We start from the raw sequence: 15285 nt of genomic DNA, 5'->3' as shown, positions 1-15285 counted from the left end.
GGCGACACAAGCCGTGTCGTCCGGCCTTGCCGTGTCTCACGACTCCGGGAGCGCGGCCTGGACCGGGGTGACGGCGCCGACCCGGACGAGCAGGCCGCGTCCGGTGGGGCCTCCGGTGGCGCCCCGCGGCAGGCGGACGTTGAACAGGTCCCCGTCGGCCGGGTTCTGCACCGACAGGATCAACCCGGTCCGCGACTTGCGGGCCTGGGCGACGAACCCCCGGTACGCCTGCCCCAGGTCCCCCGTGGTCCCCGCGAGGATCAGGCCGTGCGGGGCGTCCCGGCCGGAGGCGAGCACGCCCTCCAGGGCGGCGCCGAGCGGGGAGTCCGCCGAGATCAGTTCGGCGTCGTCGACCAGCACCACGTAGCGGTCGAGCCCGGCGAGGAGGTCGGTCAGCCGGGCCGCCGGCGCGTCGCCGTCCAGGACTCCGAGGATCCCGGGCAGGTCGCGGAGCGGGGTACGGCGGGGCGCAACCACCGCGACCGGGGTGCCCTGGGAGAGCAGGGACCGCGCGGCGGTGAGCAGCGTCGAGGACCGGCCCGACCTGGGCGGGCCCGCGACGACGGCGCCGGGGCCCTGGGTGAGCAGGTCGACCCCGCACGGCGTGAGCTCGTCACCGCCCGCGCCGAGCAGCGCCCACAGATACGACGGGGGCTTGAACCCCGGGGCGAGCGCGAGGGCTTCGGGCGCGGTCAGCCGCAGCGGCAGCGCGTCGACCCGGAGCGGGCGCACCGCCGTGGGGAACCGCCGCGCGGACTCCCGGGCGAGCCTCTGGAGCGCGGAGACCTGGGCGGGGCCGGAGGAGTCGGGGTCGAGCAGGGCGATCTGGCATTCGGAGCCGCCGGGGATGAGCGCCCGTCCGGGGTTCCAGGGACTCGGCAGGCTGGAGCTCGGGATCCCGGCGAGCCCGGCGTCGACCGGGTCGGCGAGCCGGAGGATGAGCCGGTCGTCGAAGACGGTGGAGATCTGGCCGAGCAGCCCGGACCGGTCGGCGGTGACGGCGGCGCGCAGGCCGACGGCGGCGCCCTCCCGCAGCAGTTGGAGCATCGCTTCGATCAGGCGTCCGTAGTCGTAGTTCTCGAATGCGGCGACGAACCCCTCCCACCGGTCGAGCATGAGGACGAGCCACGGGAGGCGAAGCCCGGCCCGCCGGGCCTCGGCGAGTGAGGCGTACCCGTGCTCGGCGAGGAGCTGCTGGCGTCTGCCCACCTCGTCCCGGAGCCGGGTGAGCAGGCGTTCCACCCGGTCGACCTGGTCGCGGGTGACGACGGCGCCGCAGTGCGGGAGCGCCAGGAGGGGGAGCATGGCCCCCGAGCCGCAGTCGATCACGTGGATGTGGACGTCGTCGGGGGACGCGTTCGCCGCGATCGATCCGGCCAGGGTCCGCAGCGCGGTGGTCCGCCCGCTGCGGGCGGCCCCGGCGATCATCGTGTGCCCGCCGTGCACCGGGTCCAGGACGAGGGGGCTGCGGGTCTGGGCGGCGGGGAGGTCGATGAGCCCGTACGGCAACGGGGGCACCTCTCCCTCGCGGGGCTCCGCGGCGGGCAGGTCGATCCGCTCGGCCAGCGGCGGCAGCCACGGGCTGGGCTGTTCGCCGATTCCCAGCAGTGCGGCGGCTTCGCGGACGGCGTCCACCAGGACGGACAGGTCGGTCTCGGCCATCTCCTCCTCGGGCGCCGTGGCGGCGGGGAGCGGGCGGCCGAGCTCGGACCAGCCGACGGGGACGACCCGGGGCCCGGCGACGGGCCGGTCCGCGGAGGGCCTGCGCCCGCCGATCCGAGCGGTCTGTACGGCCACAGGCGCGTTCATCCCGGTCCGTACGTAGCAGCGCCCCGGCGTGGACCGGGGGATGTGCGCGGCGTCCGGCCGGTCGATGACGTCGGAGGACTCCGTGTTGTCGGTGACCCGGAGCGCGATCCGCAGCGAGGTGTTGGCCTGGATGTCGGCCGTGACCACCCCGGCCGGCCGCTGGGTGGCCAGGATGAGGTGGACGCCGAGGGAGCGCCCGCGCCTGGCGATGTCGACGAGCCCGGTGACGAAGTCGGGCAGCTCGCTCACGAGCGCCGCGAACTCGTCGATGATGAGGATCAGCCGGGGGAGGGGCCGCCCTCGGCGTCTGCGGGGATGGGAGCGGTGGTAGTCCTCGATGTCCTTGGCGTCGGCCTCCAGCAGGAGGCGTTCCCGCCGGCGCAGTTCGGCGGCGAGCGATTCCAGCGCCCGCTCGGTGAGCCGGCCGTCGAGGTCGCTCACCATGCCCACGGTGTGCGGGAGCCGCGCGCAGTCCTTGAACGCGGACCCGCCCTTGTAGTCGATCAGCACGAAGGTCATCTCGTCGGGGCGGTTGGCGACCGCGAGCGAGGAGACGAGCGTCTGCAGCAGCTCCGACTTGCCCGCGCCCGTGGTGCCGGCGATCAGGGCGTGCGGGCCGTCCAGCCGCAGGTCCACCGAGTACGGGCCTTCGGCGGACACCCCGATCGGCGCCCGGGTCGTCCGGCCGCCGTCGCGCCACAGCTCGCCGACGGCGCGTCCGGTGGGGACGGGCAACTCGATCAGCTCCAGCAGCCGGGCCGCGTCGGGGAGGAGCGCGTCGGCGTCGTCCCGGCTCACGTCCCTGATCGGGGCGAGCGCCCGGGCCGTCCGGTCGCACCACGCCACGCTCACCTGGTCGGCGAGGATCTCTCCGACCAGGTCCATCTCGCCGCCGAGGAGCCGTACGGTCCCCGACGGGTCCATCCTGGCGACGCACCCGCACTCCTCGGGCAGCAGCCGCTGCTCGTCGTCGATCGCGATCGTGTGGATCCCGGCGGGCGGCCCCTGGCGGAGCACCTGCGGCATGCCGGGCAGGGCGCGCAGGGCCTGCGCCCCGTCCAGCACGACCAGGACGTGGTGGAGCTTCTCGTCGTAGGAGGCGAACCCGTTCCCCGGTTCGCCGGAGCCGAAGCGGGGGAAGACCGGCGGGGTGTCGTCGTCGGTCTCGTTGATTCTCGCGATGAGCTCGGTGACCCGCTTGGCCGCGGACTCGGAGTCGGAACCGATCAAGGCGACGCACTCCTGGCCGTCGCGCGGCGCGGTGTGCGGCAGCCAGCGGGTCCAGCCCCACTGCTCGGCGGCGTCCGGGTGGGCGGAGATCACCACGATCGACAGGTCGCGCGGGCTGTGCAGGGCGGCGGCCTGCCCGACGAGCCAGCGGGCCAGCCCCCGGGCGAGGGGCCGCGGCCCGGTGAGGCCGACGACCCCGAGGCGCCGCAGGGGCAGCGTCACCGGCACGGCGTAGGACATCGGCGGATCGGGGAGCGGCGAGTCCCCGGGCGCGCCCCGCTCGGCGATCAGATCCAGTTCGGCGGGGAGGTCGGCGAGCCCGACGCGGAGCTCCAGGGCGTCGCCGTCGTGGCCTCGGCGCTCCCAGAGCCGCCGCCGCGGCCCGGTGGCGGTGAGCAGGATCTCGGCGGCGTCGGGGGCGGCCGCGCGCCGCTCGGCCTGGTCGGCGACCCGGGCGCGCTCCAGTTCCTCGGTGAAGCGCGCCTTGCGCCTGCGGTACTCCTTCATCGCCTGCCGATGCTGTTTGCGCCCGTGCCGGCGGTCGCTCCACCACTGGCCGATCATGATGACCGGCGTCATGAGGGCGAAGAGCAGGAAGTACCAGGTCTGCAGGGCCACGGCGAGGCCGACGCCGAGGAGCGCGGGGAGGAACGCGGCGAGCAGCTGCAGCCGCATGCCCTCGGTCCGTCTGGGCTCGATCGGGACGTCCAGCCGGCGCCGCCGTTCGGCGGGGCGGAGCCGGGGCGGCCGGTTGTAGGCGAGCCCGCCGCCCGCGAGCCGGTTCAGGAACGCGTCCGGCTGTTCGTGGGGTCGCAGGGTGAACACCGAGGTGCCGGCGGTGAGCACCCCGCCCTCCGGCCAGGGGACCGATCCGTGCACCGGTTGCCCGTCGAGGGCGGCGAGCCCGGCGGATTCGATCACGACGCCGTCGGGCCGGACCCGGACGACGGCGGTCTCGTCGGGGAGCATCGGGTCGGGTACCCGTACGGCGCATCGCCCGGCGGAGCCGAGGGTGTGGGCGCCGAAGCCGATCCGGTGGACGGCGCCCGCGGCGGGGCCGCCGATCAGGCGGATCTCCATGATCCCGCTCGGCTCCGCCCGGAGGGTGGCCGGGGCCCGGTCCTCGTCCAGGCCGACCACGTCGCCGTCGTGCAGGACGTCCAGGACGTGGACGGCCGGGCTGAGCACGGCGCCCTCGTACCAGAGCCGGGGCGGCGGTTCGGCCCGGTCCCGCCCCAGGCCGTACGGCGCGCGGGTGCGGGGGAGCCGGACCACGTTGGCGGGCCGTTCCTCGGCGACGCCCCCGAGGGCCGTGGCGAGGTCGGCCACCGTGGTCGCGTCGTCGCCCTCGACCAGCACTTCGCGCGAGCCCTCGGTGGTGAGCACGGTGAGCCCGATCCGCATGGCGATTCCTTTGTCCGCTCCTCATCCGGCCTTGGCCGAGGTGTCGATCCAGGGTAGGCCGCAGATCGCGTTTCCAGCGCGAAATCCGCGGCCCTGACTTCACTCGTCGACCAGGACGGGGAATTGGCCACGGGCCCGCGTGGGATTGGGGAGGATGGCGCAGGGTATCCGTATGGTAAGCATCGGCTTGGTTTACGTTGACGGATGTCCGTCGGGCGCACCAGCATGGTTCCCCGTCCCCTGTTCAGCACAGAGCGCCATATAACCCACACAATTCGGTAAATCTGCCAAATCGACCATATTGCACCCCCTGAAATAGCCCCCGACCTGGAAGTCGCCACTGTATGAGGACCAGCGAGCAGTCCGTCCGCGACGGCCGTACTGACGCGAAGGCCACCAGATCCGGGCTTTCCGGTCCGGCCTCGCGAAAGCTGCCCGTAGCCCCGCGGGAGCGCAAACCCGCCCTCGCCGCCCTCGCCGTACTCCTCATCCTGGGCGGCGCCCTCGCCACCACCCTCCTGGTGCTGCGGAGCGGAGACCGGGTCTCCGCCATCAAGATCGTCTCTGACGTCGGCGCGGGACAGCCCGTCACCGCCGAGGCGATGGCCGAGGTCCAGGTGGCCGACACCGGTCTGGACTACGTCGCCTGGCGGTACCGCGACCAGGTCACCGGCTACTACGCCGCGGTGCCCCTGCTCGCCGGCACCCTGCTCACCGAGGCGATGGTGACCAAGTCCAGCGAGCTCGGCCCCGGCAAGGCCGTCGTCGGGCTCGCGCTCAAGGCGGGGCAGGCGCCCGCCGGGATCCGCAGCGGCGACCGGGTCCAGGTGGTGCACGTGCCCGGCACCGGCAAGGGCGAACCCCGGGTGCTCGCCCCGAACGCGCTGGTCCACTGGGCGGGGGAGAACCGCCGGGGGGCCACCGGCGGCGGGACCGTGCACATCTCGGTCGTCGTCCCGGCCACGATCTCCCCGGCGCTCGCCGCGTACGCGGCCGGCGGGGAGATCGCCGTCGCCGAGCTTCCCGCGGGGTCCTGAGATGGCGTTGATCGCCATCGCGGCGGACAAGGGCGCCCCCGGGGTGACCACCGCGGCCACCGCCCTCGGCGCGGTCTGGCCCCGTACCGTCCTGCTCGCCGAGTGCGACCCCTCCGGCGGCGACCTCGCCTACCGGCTGCCGAACCTGAACGGCGGCGTGCTCAACCCCGCCAAGGGGCTGCTCAGCCTGGGTGCGGTCGCCCGCAAAGGTCTCAACCCAGGCCAGATCGCCGAACACACCCAGAAACTCGTCGGCGGCCTCGACGTCCTGGCCGGCCTCTCCCACGGGGAGCAGGCCGCCGGGCTGACCTGGCTCTGGGGGCCGCTCGGCCGGGCCTTCGCCGCGATGCCCGGCGCGGATGTGATCGCCGACTGCGGGCGGCTGGGCACCTGTCCCCAGATGAACGACCTGCTCGCCGAGGCGGCCATGGTGGTCCTGCTGGTCCGGCCCAGCCTGGACCAGGTGGCCCACCTCAGGGAGCGGCTCAGCCTGATCAAACACGGCCGGATCGGGGTGGTCGTCGTCGCCGACCCCCGCCACTACCGCGCCTCGATCGACGAGGTACGGCGGATCGTCGGCACCTCCGCCGAGGAGGTCGCCGTGCTCGGCGGGCTCGCCTACGACCCCAAGGGCGCCGAGCTGCTCAGCGGCGGCTGGGGCGGCAGGCTCGACCGCTCCCTGCTCATCAGGACCGCCCGTGAGCTGGCCGGTCGCCTGGTGACCAGGATCGCCGAACCGGCACCCCGTCCCGTCCGGCGCGGCGTCGGCGGCCGGACGTGAGCACCGACCACCTGCTCGTGAAGCGCTTCCGCCAGGACGTCGGGGACCGCCTGGCGCAGCAGCGCCGCCTCGATCAGGCGAGCGGCCTGCCTCCGATGACCGGCGAGGACGAACGGCAGTACGCCCGGGCCCTGATCTCGCGGGTGCTGGAGGAGCACGCCCGGGGGGAGATCGGCGCGGGCCGTACCCCACCCGACGCCAGGGAGGAGGAGGCGCTCGCCGCGGGCATTCACGCCGCGCTGTTCGGCGTCGGGCGGCTCCAGCCGCTCCTCGACGACGCCGACGTCGAGAACATCGACATCAACGGGGCGGATCGGGTGTTCGTCTCCTATGCCGACGGCCGGGAGGTCATGGAGGAGCCGGTCGCCGACTCCGACGAGGAGCTGGTCGAGCTCATCCAGATCCTGGCCGCCTACAGCGGCCTGTCCAGCCGCCCGTTCGACACCGCCAACCCCCAGCTCGACCTGCGGCTCCCCGACGGGTCTCGGCTGTCGGCGGTGATGGACGTGTGTGTACGGCCCAGCGTCTCCATCCGGCGCTCCCGTCTGGGCAAGGTGTTCGTCTCCGACCTGGTGGGCAACGGCACCCTCACCCCGGACCTGGCCCGGTTCCTCGCCGCGGCGGTGGCCGCCCGGAAGAACATCATGATCGCCGGATCCACCAACGCGGGCAAGACGACGCTGCTGCGGGCCCTGGCCAACGAGATCCCGCCGGTGGAACGCCTGATCACGGTGGAGCGGGCCCTGGAGCTCGGCCTCGACGCGTTCGCCGAACTCCACCCGAACGTGGTCGCGTTCGAGCAGCGCCTGCCCAACTCCGAGGGGCAGGGCGAGATCTCCATGGCGGAGCTGGTCCGGCGGAGCCTGCGGATGAACCCGTCCCGGGTCATCGTCGGCGAGGTGCTCGGCGACGAGATCGTCACGATGCTCAACGCGATGACCCAGGGCAACGACGGGTCGCTCTCCACGATCCACGCCAACTCCAGCATGGAGGTCTTCAACCGCATCGCCACCTACGCCCTGCAGTCCGAGGAGCGGCTGCCGATCGAGGCGACGCACATGCTCATCGCCGGTGCCATCGATTTCGTGGTCTTCGTGGAGAAGCACAACGACTACGCCCGCGGCGGACGGCTCCGGCGGTTCGTCTCCAGCGTGCGCGAGGTGAACGGCTGCGACGGGCGGGTCCTCTCCTCGGAGGTGTTCGCCCCCGGACCCGACGGGGTCGCCGCCCCCTACGCCCCGGTCGCCTGCGCCGAGGAACTCGCCCGATACGGGTGGTGGATGTGAACCCGCTCGCCACGCTCGCCGGGGCCGCCGTCGGCGGCGGGATCTTCCTGCTGGCCATGGCGATCCGCGGGCTTCCGGTACGGCCGGACGCGGCGGGCCGGGCGGCGCGGCGGCGGGCCCTGCTCCGCGCGCTGACCACCCGGTCCGCGCTCGCCGCCATCATCGGCTCCGCCGTGCTGGTCGTCACCCGCTGGCCGGTCGCCGCGGGCGGGGCGGTCCTGCTGGTCGTGGCCTGGCACGGGCTGGTCGGCGGCGCGGCCTCCGAGCGGGTGGCGATGCGCCGCCTGGAGGGGCTGGCCGCCTGGACCGAATCGCTGCGCGACACGATCGCCGGCGCGGCCGGGCTGGAGCAGGCCATTCCGGCGTCCATCCGGGCGGCGGCGCCCTCCCTCCAGCCGCATCTGCGCGTCCTGGTCGACCGCCTGCACACCCGGATGCCGATGCCCGACGCGCTGCGGCGCTTCGCCGACGACCTGGACGACCCTTCGGCCGACCTGGTGGTGGCGGCGCTGGTGCTCAACTCCCGGCTCCGCGGCCCCGGTCTGCGCGACGTGCTCTCCGCGCTCGCCGTCTCGGCCCGCGAGGAGCTCGACATGCGGCGCCGGGTGGAGGCCGAGCGGCGCTCCACCCGGCGGAGCGTGCAGATCGTGGTGGGGACCGCCCTGGCCTTCGCCGCTCTCCTGGTGCTCTTCAACCGGGATTACGTCGAGGTCTACGACTCCCCGCTCGGCCAGGCCGTCCTGGTCGTGGTGGCGGCCCTGTTCGGAGCGGGTTTCGCCTGGATGCGCAGGCTCGCCAGATTCGACAAGCCCGCCCGGCTGCTCGGCGGAGCCCCGGAAGGCGCCGACCAGCCCGCCTCGGCCGCCCCGGGCGAGGGGAGGCGGTTGTGACGCCGGAGCTGCTGGCGGGGGCCGTACTGGGCCTGGGGCTCTTCGTCCTGACCAGGTATCTGTTTCCGGCCCGTCCGGGACTGGCGGCGCGGCTGTCGGCCTTGGACGTGGTACGGCAGGAGCAGGACGATCCGCTGACCTCGGTGGACGACACCGGCCCCGTGCAGCGGTGGATCGGGGAGCGGCTCGCCCGCCTGTACGCGGCCAGGGGGTGGGAGGTCCGGTCGACCAGGGCCGACCTCGCGCTGATCGGCAAGTCCTTCGAGGGGTTCCTGGCCACCAAGGTCCTGCTCGCCGCCTCCGGGTTTCTCGCGTTCCCCCTGCTGGCCGGCTGGCTGGCGTTGATGGAGTGGGGTGTCTCGCTCCAGGTCCCGCTCTGGGCGGCGCTGGCCACGATGATCGTCTTCTTCTTCCTGCCCGACGTGCAGGTACGGCGGGACGCGGCGGTGAAGCGCCGCGACTTCCGGCACACGGTGGGCGCGTTCCTGGACCTGGTTTCGATGAACCTGGCCGGGGGGCGCGGGGTGCCCGAGGCGTTGATGATGGCGGGCTCGGTCGGCGACGGCTGGGCGGTGGCCCGGATCCGCGAGGCGCTGCGGAACGCCCGCATCATCGGGATCACCCCGTGGCAGGCGCTCGGGCGGCTCGGCGACGAGATCAACGTGGACGAGCTGCGCGATCTGTCGGCGGCGCTCGGGCTGGTGGCCGACGACGGGGCGAAGGTCCGGGCGTCCCTGTCCGCACGGTCGGCGACGATGCGCCGGCGTGAACTCGCCGAGGTGGAGGGGAAGGCGGGGGAGCGTTCGCAGTCGATGCTCGTGGCTCAGCTGCTGCTCTGCGCCGGCTTCGTGATCTTTCTCAGTTTTCCGGCAGCGATGAAGATGTTGGGGTCATAATGTCTGGATTTATCCCGCCATGGTTGGATTATCTGCTGACGGCGCTGCAGGTCCGGCTGGTCCGGGCCCGTGAGGCACCCACCCGGGGCGCCTCCGCCGTCGAATGGGTCATCATCACCGCGATCATCGCGGCGGTCGCCCTCGGTCTCGCCACCTTGATCAGGAACCTGGTCGAGGACCGGGCGCAGGAGATCGAGAACACCTTCGGCGAAAGCGGCGGCGGACAGCAGTGACCCCCCTCCGCGCGCGGCGGGGGCCGAAGGCCGTACCGGACCTTCGTGAACCCCGGTCCCGGGCTCGGGGGGACGACCGGGGTGTCACCGCGGTCGAACTCGCCATGCTCATGCCCGTCGTGCTCGCCGTGATCCTCCTCATCGTGCAGGTCACCCTCTGGTTCCACGGGCGGCAGGTGGCGGACGCGGCGGCGCGGGAGGGGGCGCGGATCGCCCGGAGCGCGGGCGTCGAAGCCGAGGGGTGGCAGGAGGGCGCGGTGGCGCGGGCCGAGCGGATCATTCAGGCGGTCGGGCCGGAGCTCCTGCGGAACGCCGAGATCCGGACCTGGGAGAACGGCGACCAGCGGGGAGTGGAGATCACCGGTTCGGCGGTCCAGGTCATCCCCCTGCTGCCCGAACTCACCTTCACGATCAGTTCGCGCTTCGGTGGGCCCGTCGAGTGCTTCCGCCCCGACGACGGGACGGACGAGTGCGGCTGACCCCCGGGCGGGACGGGCGGGAACGCGGGTCGATGACCGCGGAGATGGTGCTGTTCGCGCCGATCCTCCTCTTCTTTCTCATCCTTCTGGTCGGGGCGGGCCGGTTGGTCCAGGCCCAAGGCGAGGTGCACGGGGCCGCCAGGGACGCGGCTCGGGCCGCCTCGGTGCAGCGCACCCTGGAGGACGCCGAGGACGCGGCGGAGCAGGCCGCACGGGCCGCCCTCGACGGTGCCTGCGAGGGTGGGCCGAAACTCGACTTCACCGGCACCGAGTGGGCGGAGGGCGGCTCGGTGCGCGCGGTCGTCACCTGCGAGATCTCCCTGGACCCGGTGGCCTTCCTGGGGTTCTCGGCCTCGCGGGAGATGGCCGGGGTGGCGGTGGCGCCGCTGGAGCGGTTCCGGAGGATCGAATGAAGGCTCTCCGCGAAGACCGCGGCTCCATGTCCGTGTTTATCGTGATCTTTTCGGTTGCGGTGTTCCTGCTCGCCGGGCTGCTGGTCGACGGCGGAGCCGCGATCAACGCGCGGCTCAGAGCCGCCGACCTCGCCGAGCAGGCGGCCCGCGCCGCCGCCGACCAGATCGACGTCGAACACCTGCGCGCCACCGGGACCGCCCGGATCCTGCAGGACGAGGAGACCGTCTGCGGCCGGGCCGAAGAGCTGGTCGCAGCGCACGCCGACGACGCGGTCACCCTGTCCGACTGCGAGATCGGCGCCGACGGGGCCGAGGTGACGGTCGTCGTCCAGGCCCGCTGGGAGGCGATCTTCCTCGCGGCGCTCGGCTTCGCCGGCTCCGAGGCGGAGGGCGAGGCGACCGCCGGTCCCGTCACCGAATAGGACTCACCCGCCCACCCCCTGGGGGAGCTTGAAGAACCCGCCCGGGTCGTAGGCCCCCTTCACCCGCTTCAGCCGCGCGTAGTTCGCCCCGTAGTACGCCTGCTGCCAGTCGGCCAGCTCCGGGTCGATGTAGTTCACATACGCCTGCGGCCCGATGTACGGCCCCATGGCGGCGTGGACACCGCGCAGCCAGGGCTTGGCGTTCAGCTCCGAGATGTACTGAAGGGTGAAGAGTCCCCCGCGGTGCGGGAAGGCGGTGTCGCCGGGCTTCACCCGTCCCACGGCGCCCTTCAGCGCGTCGATGATCACCGTGGCGCCCCGCTCGCGGGAGACGTGGTTCAGCAGCGCCTGAATCGCGGGGCCGGGCAGCGGCCGCAGCGCGACGTGGGACTTGGCCGCATAGCCGTCCCGGGGGATCCGGCCGCCCGCCCGCCGGCCGGGCAGGCTTCCCTCGCGGTGGCACTGCTCCACGGAGAGGGAGGAACAGCCGCCCATGAGCTTCATCGCGTCGAGGTAGGCGTGACGGCCGACCCGGCGGCTCAGCGGCTCCTGGCCGACCATCGCGGCCAGCTGCTTCAACAGCGACTCGCAGGCCTGCTGAGAGCCGAGATAGACCCCGTTGACCTGGAGGGAGTCGGGGCCGATCAGGACGACGTTGGACCACAGCTCGTCCGGGGCGTAGGGGGCCCAGTTCTGCCAGGAGGTCAGCACCGCCGAGCCGGAGGCGAACGGCCAGCGGAGGAAGAACACCACGACCTCCCCGGCCGCGTGGGTGCGGAAGGTGAAGGAGACCGCGACTCCGAAGTTCCCGCCTCCGCCGCCCCGGCAGGCCCAGAACAGGTCGGGGTTCTGCTTGGCCGAGCAGGTCAGCACCCGCCCGTCCGCCGTCACGATCCGCACCGACTCCATGACGTCGCAGGTGAGCCCGTACTTGCGGCACACCACGCCGAGCCCGCCGCCGAGGACGAGGCCCCCGATGCCCACGGTGGGGCACGACCCCGCGGGGATGCTCCGGCCGTGCGCGGCCAGGTCGGCGTAGACGTCGATGAGGCGGGCGCCCGAACCGATCACGGCCCGGCCGGTACGGGCGTCGTAACGGGTCCGGTTGAGCCGGGAGACGTCCAGGACCAGACCCGGTCCGGTGGACCAGCCCGCGTAGCTGTGCCCGCCGGAACGGACGGCGAGGGGGACCCGGTGGCGCCGGGCGAAGTTCACGCAGGCGGCCACCTGCGCCGGATCGCCCGGGTAGGCGACCGCGGCCGGCCGGATGTGGTCGTAGGCGGGGTTGAAGAGCTGCCGTGCGTCGGCGTAGGCGGACTCCTTCGGGAGTACGAGCCGACCGGCGAGTGTCACATCGAGGGCGTTCCAGTCCGGACCGGGACGTCGGGGCAGGGGAATTCCGGCAGTGGCCATCAAACCCAGAAAACCACGACGATCAGAGAGGTTCACGATCAATCAGACGTCGTCGCCGGTGGATCAGTTCAGTTCGCTAGCCAAGACGTGCCCGAACATGGAGGCTTGGATCGTCACCTCGGCAGGAGCCCTGCCGGAGGCCGACGCGGAGGCCGGGGACCCGACAGCGGGCTGAGGGGAGCGTTATGCCGACACGCATCGAGCAGCGGCGGAGTCCCGCCGACGTACTCGTGGGCCTCGGCGCGACGGCGGCCATCGCCGCCCTGGTCTTCGGCGTGCCCTATGCGCTGCTCCGGTTCTTCGGCTCCCCGATCTCCCCGGAGCTCTTCGACACCGACCTGCTCACCGGCCAGGTCGGCCTCAGCACCGTCGTCGCCGTTCTGGTGATCTTCGTCTGGCTCGCCTGGCTGCAGCTCGTCGTCTGCGTGATCGTCGAGATCTACGCCGGGATCCGCCGGGTCGGCATGCCGGTCGCCGTCCCGCTCTCCGGCGGCAGCCAGGCCCTCGCCCGGCGCCTGGTCTCCGCGGCGCTCATCCTCTTCTCGGTCTCCACGGTGAGCGTGCCGGTGCTGGCGCAGCCGGTCGCCCAGCCGGCGGTGACCGCCACCGTGGCCCGGGTGGCCGAGCCCGAGCCCCTGCGGGTCACCCAGACCAAGAAGGTGTACGTGGTCCAGCCACCCCACGGGCGGCACCACGAGAGCCTCTGGGAGATCGCGGAGAAGTGCCTCGGCGACGGCCGCCGGTACGGGGAGATCTACCGGCTCAACAAGCACAAGGAGCAGCCGGACGGGAGCCGCCTGCGGATCGCCGACCTGATCCGGCCCGGCTGGGTGCTGAACATGCCCGACGACGCGGTCAACGTGCACATCGTCCCCGCCAAGCAGAGCCGCCCGGCCGTCCTCGCCGACCATCCGGGCAAACCCGCGGAAGCCGACGGCAAGACCCAGGTGACCAGGGGGCCGATCACCGCGGACTCGACGGTGATCATCCAGGTGCCCCGGGCCGAGGTCCGGGCACCCGCCGCCGTACCCGCCCCCGCTCCCGCCCCTGAGGTCGTGCCCGAGGCGCCCGTCGAGCAGGTGGTGCCCGAGCAGGTTCCGGAGGCCGCCGCCGAGGAGTCGTCCGCGCCGGACCTGCTCGGCTACCTCGCCGCCTCCTCGCTCGCCGCGGCCGGGCTGCTGCTCGTGCTCGGGCGCAGACGCCGTGAACAGCTCTGGCGGCGCGTGTTCGGGCGGCGCGTCCCCCGTCCCGTCGGCGACGCGGCCCGGGCCGAGCAGGCCCTCCGGATCGGCGCCGACGCACCCGGAAGCCGGATGCTCGACATCGGGCTCCGGCACCTGGCCGCCTCGCTCGCGGCAGGCGGACGGACCCCGCCGACCGTCTACGGGGTCCACCTGTCCGCCGCCACCCTCGACCTCTGGGTGCATCCGCCGGACTCGGCGGCCCCGGCGCCCTGGGAGGCCTACGACGAGGGCCGGGTCTGGCGCCTGCCCGCCCCCGAAGGACGCAGGCTCGACGACCACAGGGACACCCCCGCCCCCTACCCCGGCCTGGTGTCGATCGGCTCGGACGGAAGCGGCCGGGTGCTGATCGACCTGGAGGCGGCGCACGGGCTGATCAGCCTCCGCGCTCCGGGCCACCTGGCCCGCTCCGTGCTCGCCTCCCTCGCGGTGGAACTCGCCACCAACCTCTGGTCCGACCAGATGCAGATCACCCTGGTCGGGGTGGGCGAGGAGCTCACCCTCATCGCCCCGGACCGGATCCGGGCCGTCCGCACCCTCGCCGAAGCCCTGCCCGAGCTGGAACGCCAGGCCGAGGAGGTCCGCCGGGCGCTCGACGAGACCGGTGCCCCCGACGTCCTCACCGGTCGGGTCCGCGGCGCCCACTGCGCCCCGCACTACCTGCTCTCCGCCGTCGCCCCCGACGCCGGCGAACTGGAGCGGCTCCTGACCCTCAGCCGGGCCGGCACCAGGACCGCCGCGGGCTTCGTCGTCGCGGGCGACATCCCCGAGGCGACCTGGGTCGTCGAGGTGGACGGCGACCGGCGCACCCGGGTGGACGCGCTCGGGTTCGAGGTCGAGGCGCAGCTGCTGCCCCCACGCGAGTACGGTGCCGTGGTCGAGCTGTTCCGCACCGCCTCCCGGCAGGAAGGGGATCGGCTGGCCGTCCCCACGGGGCCGATCACCTCGCTGGAGACCGACCCGTCGGTCGAGGTACGGGTCCTCGGCTCCCTGGAGGTCGTCGCCCCCGGACGGTCGGAGGACGCCCGCCTGCCGCTGCTCACCGAGATCGTGGTCTACCTGGCGACCCACCCCGGCGGGGTGCACCCGGGCGTGCTCGGCGGGGTGATCTGGCCGCGCGGGGTCCAGGCCTCGGTGCGGGACGCCTGCATCGCCCGGGTGCGGGACTGGCTCGGCCGGGACGAGGACGGCTCGCCCAACCTGGTGATCGACCAGGCCGGGCGGATCGGACTGGGACCGCAGGTCCGGACCGACTGGCAGGTCTTCCGGGAGCTGGTCCGGCGGGCCGGCCGCAACCCCCGATCCGAGGCCGCCCTGCTGGAACAGGCGCTCTCCCTGGTCCGCGGCCCCCTGCTCACCGGGCGCCCGCAGGGCCGCTACGCCTGGCTCGCCATGGACGAACTCGAGTTCGACGTCGTGGCCCTCGTCGCCGACGCCGCGCACCGGCTGCACGAGATACGGCTGGCGCAGGGCGACCCCGACGCCGCCGTGGCGGCCGTACGGGCCGGTCTGCTCCTCGCCGCCGACGACGAGAACCTCTGGCGGGACCTGCTCCGGGCCACCCACGAGACCGGCGACGCCGCCCGGCTGCGCGCCGTCGCCGACGCGCTCTCCCGGCGGTCCGCCTCCCACCCCTACGGGGGCGGGATGGCGCCGGAGACCGAGGCCCTCATCGACGACCTGCTGCCCTCCTGGCGACTGCAGGCGGTCGCCGATCCGTGATGCCGATCCGCGCGGGAGGCTGGCCGGGG

Annotated in this window: 12 protein-coding genes; 10 read left to right on the top strand and 2 right to left on the bottom strand. The window is 73.6% G+C overall.

Annotated elements, in window-relative coordinates:
- Positions 1-36: 36 nt before the first annotated feature.
- Positions 37-4443, bottom strand: a complete 4407-nt coding sequence (locus RUR_RS29880) for a type VII secretion EssC family protein (protein ID WP_283138556.1) — start codon at positions 4441-4443, stop codon at positions 37-39.
- A 344-nt stretch (positions 4444-4787) separates the two neighbouring features.
- Here RUR_RS29880 and RUR_RS29875 point away from each other — a divergent pair, with 344 nt between their 5' ends.
- The 9 genes from RUR_RS29875 to RUR_RS29835 are packed head-to-tail and all read left to right on the top strand — an operon-like array spanning position 4788 to position 10880.
- Positions 4788-5480: a hypothetical protein gene (locus RUR_RS29875; protein WP_283138555.1), complete on the top strand. Its 693-nt coding sequence runs from the start codon at positions 4788-4790 to the stop codon at positions 5478-5480.
- 1 nt (position 5481) lies between these two features.
- Positions 5482-6261 (top strand): hypothetical protein, encoded by a 780-nt coding sequence (locus RUR_RS29870; RefSeq protein ID WP_283138554.1) that lies wholly within the window; start codon positions 5482-5484, stop codon positions 6259-6261.
- Positions 6258-7547, top strand: coding sequence for a TadA family conjugal transfer-associated ATPase (locus RUR_RS29865; RefSeq protein WP_283138553.1), 1290 nt, complete (start codon positions 6258-6260; stop codon positions 7545-7547). Before RUR_RS29870 ends, RUR_RS29865 begins: the two co-directional genes overlap by 4 nt.
- Positions 7535-8437, top strand: coding sequence for a type II secretion system F family protein (locus RUR_RS29860; protein ID WP_283138552.1), 903 nt, complete (start codon positions 7535-7537; stop codon positions 8435-8437). The genes RUR_RS29865 and RUR_RS29860 overlap by 13 nt, the downstream gene beginning before the upstream one ends.
- Positions 8434-9333, top strand: a complete 900-nt coding sequence (locus RUR_RS29855; protein ID WP_283138551.1) for a type II secretion system F family protein — start codon at positions 8434-8436, stop codon at positions 9331-9333. The genes RUR_RS29860 and RUR_RS29855 overlap by 4 nt, the downstream gene beginning before the upstream one ends.
- Positions 9334-9356: 23 nt before the next feature.
- Positions 9357-9566: a hypothetical protein gene (locus RUR_RS29850; RefSeq protein WP_283138550.1), complete on the top strand. Its 210-nt coding sequence runs from the start codon at positions 9357-9359 to the stop codon at positions 9564-9566.
- Positions 9563-10045 (top strand): TadE/TadG family type IV pilus assembly protein, encoded by a 483-nt coding sequence (locus RUR_RS29845; RefSeq protein WP_283138549.1) that lies wholly within the window; start codon positions 9563-9565, stop codon positions 10043-10045. Before RUR_RS29850 ends, RUR_RS29845 begins: the two co-directional genes overlap by 4 nt.
- Positions 10036-10458 carry a TadE/TadG family type IV pilus assembly protein gene (locus RUR_RS29840; RefSeq protein WP_283138548.1) on the top strand — a complete coding sequence of 141 codons (423 nt, stop codon included), beginning with the start codon at positions 10036-10038 and terminating at the stop codon, positions 10456-10458. Before RUR_RS29845 ends, RUR_RS29840 begins: the two co-directional genes overlap by 10 nt.
- Positions 10455-10880: a pilus assembly protein TadG-related protein gene (locus RUR_RS29835; protein ID WP_283138547.1), complete on the top strand. Its 426-nt coding sequence runs from the start codon at positions 10455-10457 to the stop codon at positions 10878-10880. Before RUR_RS29840 ends, RUR_RS29835 begins: the two co-directional genes overlap by 4 nt.
- A 3-nt stretch (positions 10881-10883) precedes the next feature.
- On the opposite strand, the gene RUR_RS29830 is transcribed toward RUR_RS29835, so the two are convergent.
- The gene (locus tag RUR_RS29830) at positions 10884-12293 is read right to left on the bottom strand and encodes an FAD-binding oxidoreductase (protein ID WP_283138546.1); all 1410 of its coding nucleotides are present in this window, start codon (positions 12291-12293) and stop codon (positions 10884-10886) included.
- Between the two features lie 185 nt (positions 12294-12478).
- On the opposite strand from RUR_RS29830, the gene RUR_RS29825 reads away from it, so the two are divergent.
- A complete protein-coding gene (locus RUR_RS29825) occupies positions 12479-15256 on the top strand; it encodes an AfsR/SARP family transcriptional regulator (protein ID WP_283138545.1) in 2778 nt (925 codons plus the stop codon).
- Positions 15257-15285: the final 29 nt, after the last annotated feature.

Origin of the sequence: Rhizohabitans arisaemae (genome assembly GCF_025996515.1) — a bacterium.
Classification (GTDB): Bacteria; Actinomycetota; Actinomycetes; order Streptosporangiales; family Streptosporangiaceae; genus Rhizohabitans; species Rhizohabitans arisaemae.
Note: the sequence above shows the minus strand (reverse complement) of the source record. Positions and strands in the feature narration are given on the sequence as shown.

Bases quoted from the DNA above. Each gene is read 5' to 3' on its own strand.
- RUR_RS29880 (WP_283138556.1), bottom strand. From the start codon at position 4,443: ATGCGGATCGGGCTCACCGTGCTCACCACCGAGGGCTCGCGCGAAGTG.
- RUR_RS29875 (WP_283138555.1), top strand. From the start codon at position 4,788: ATGAGGACCAGCGAGCAGTCCGTCCGCGACGGCCGTACTGACGCGAAG.
- RUR_RS29870 (WP_283138554.1), top strand. From the start codon at position 5,482: ATGGCGTTGATCGCCATCGCGGCGGACAAGGGCGCCCCCGGGGTGACC.
- RUR_RS29835 (WP_283138547.1), top strand. From the start codon at position 10,455: ATGAAGGCTCTCCGCGAAGACCGCGGCTCCATGTCCGTGTTTATCGTG.
- RUR_RS29830 (WP_283138546.1), bottom strand. From the start codon at position 12,293: ATGGCCACTGCCGGAATTCCCCTGCCCCGACGTCCCGGTCCGGACTGG.
- RUR_RS29825 (WP_283138545.1), top strand. From the start codon at position 12,479: ATGCCGACACGCATCGAGCAGCGGCGGAGTCCCGCCGACGTACTCGTG.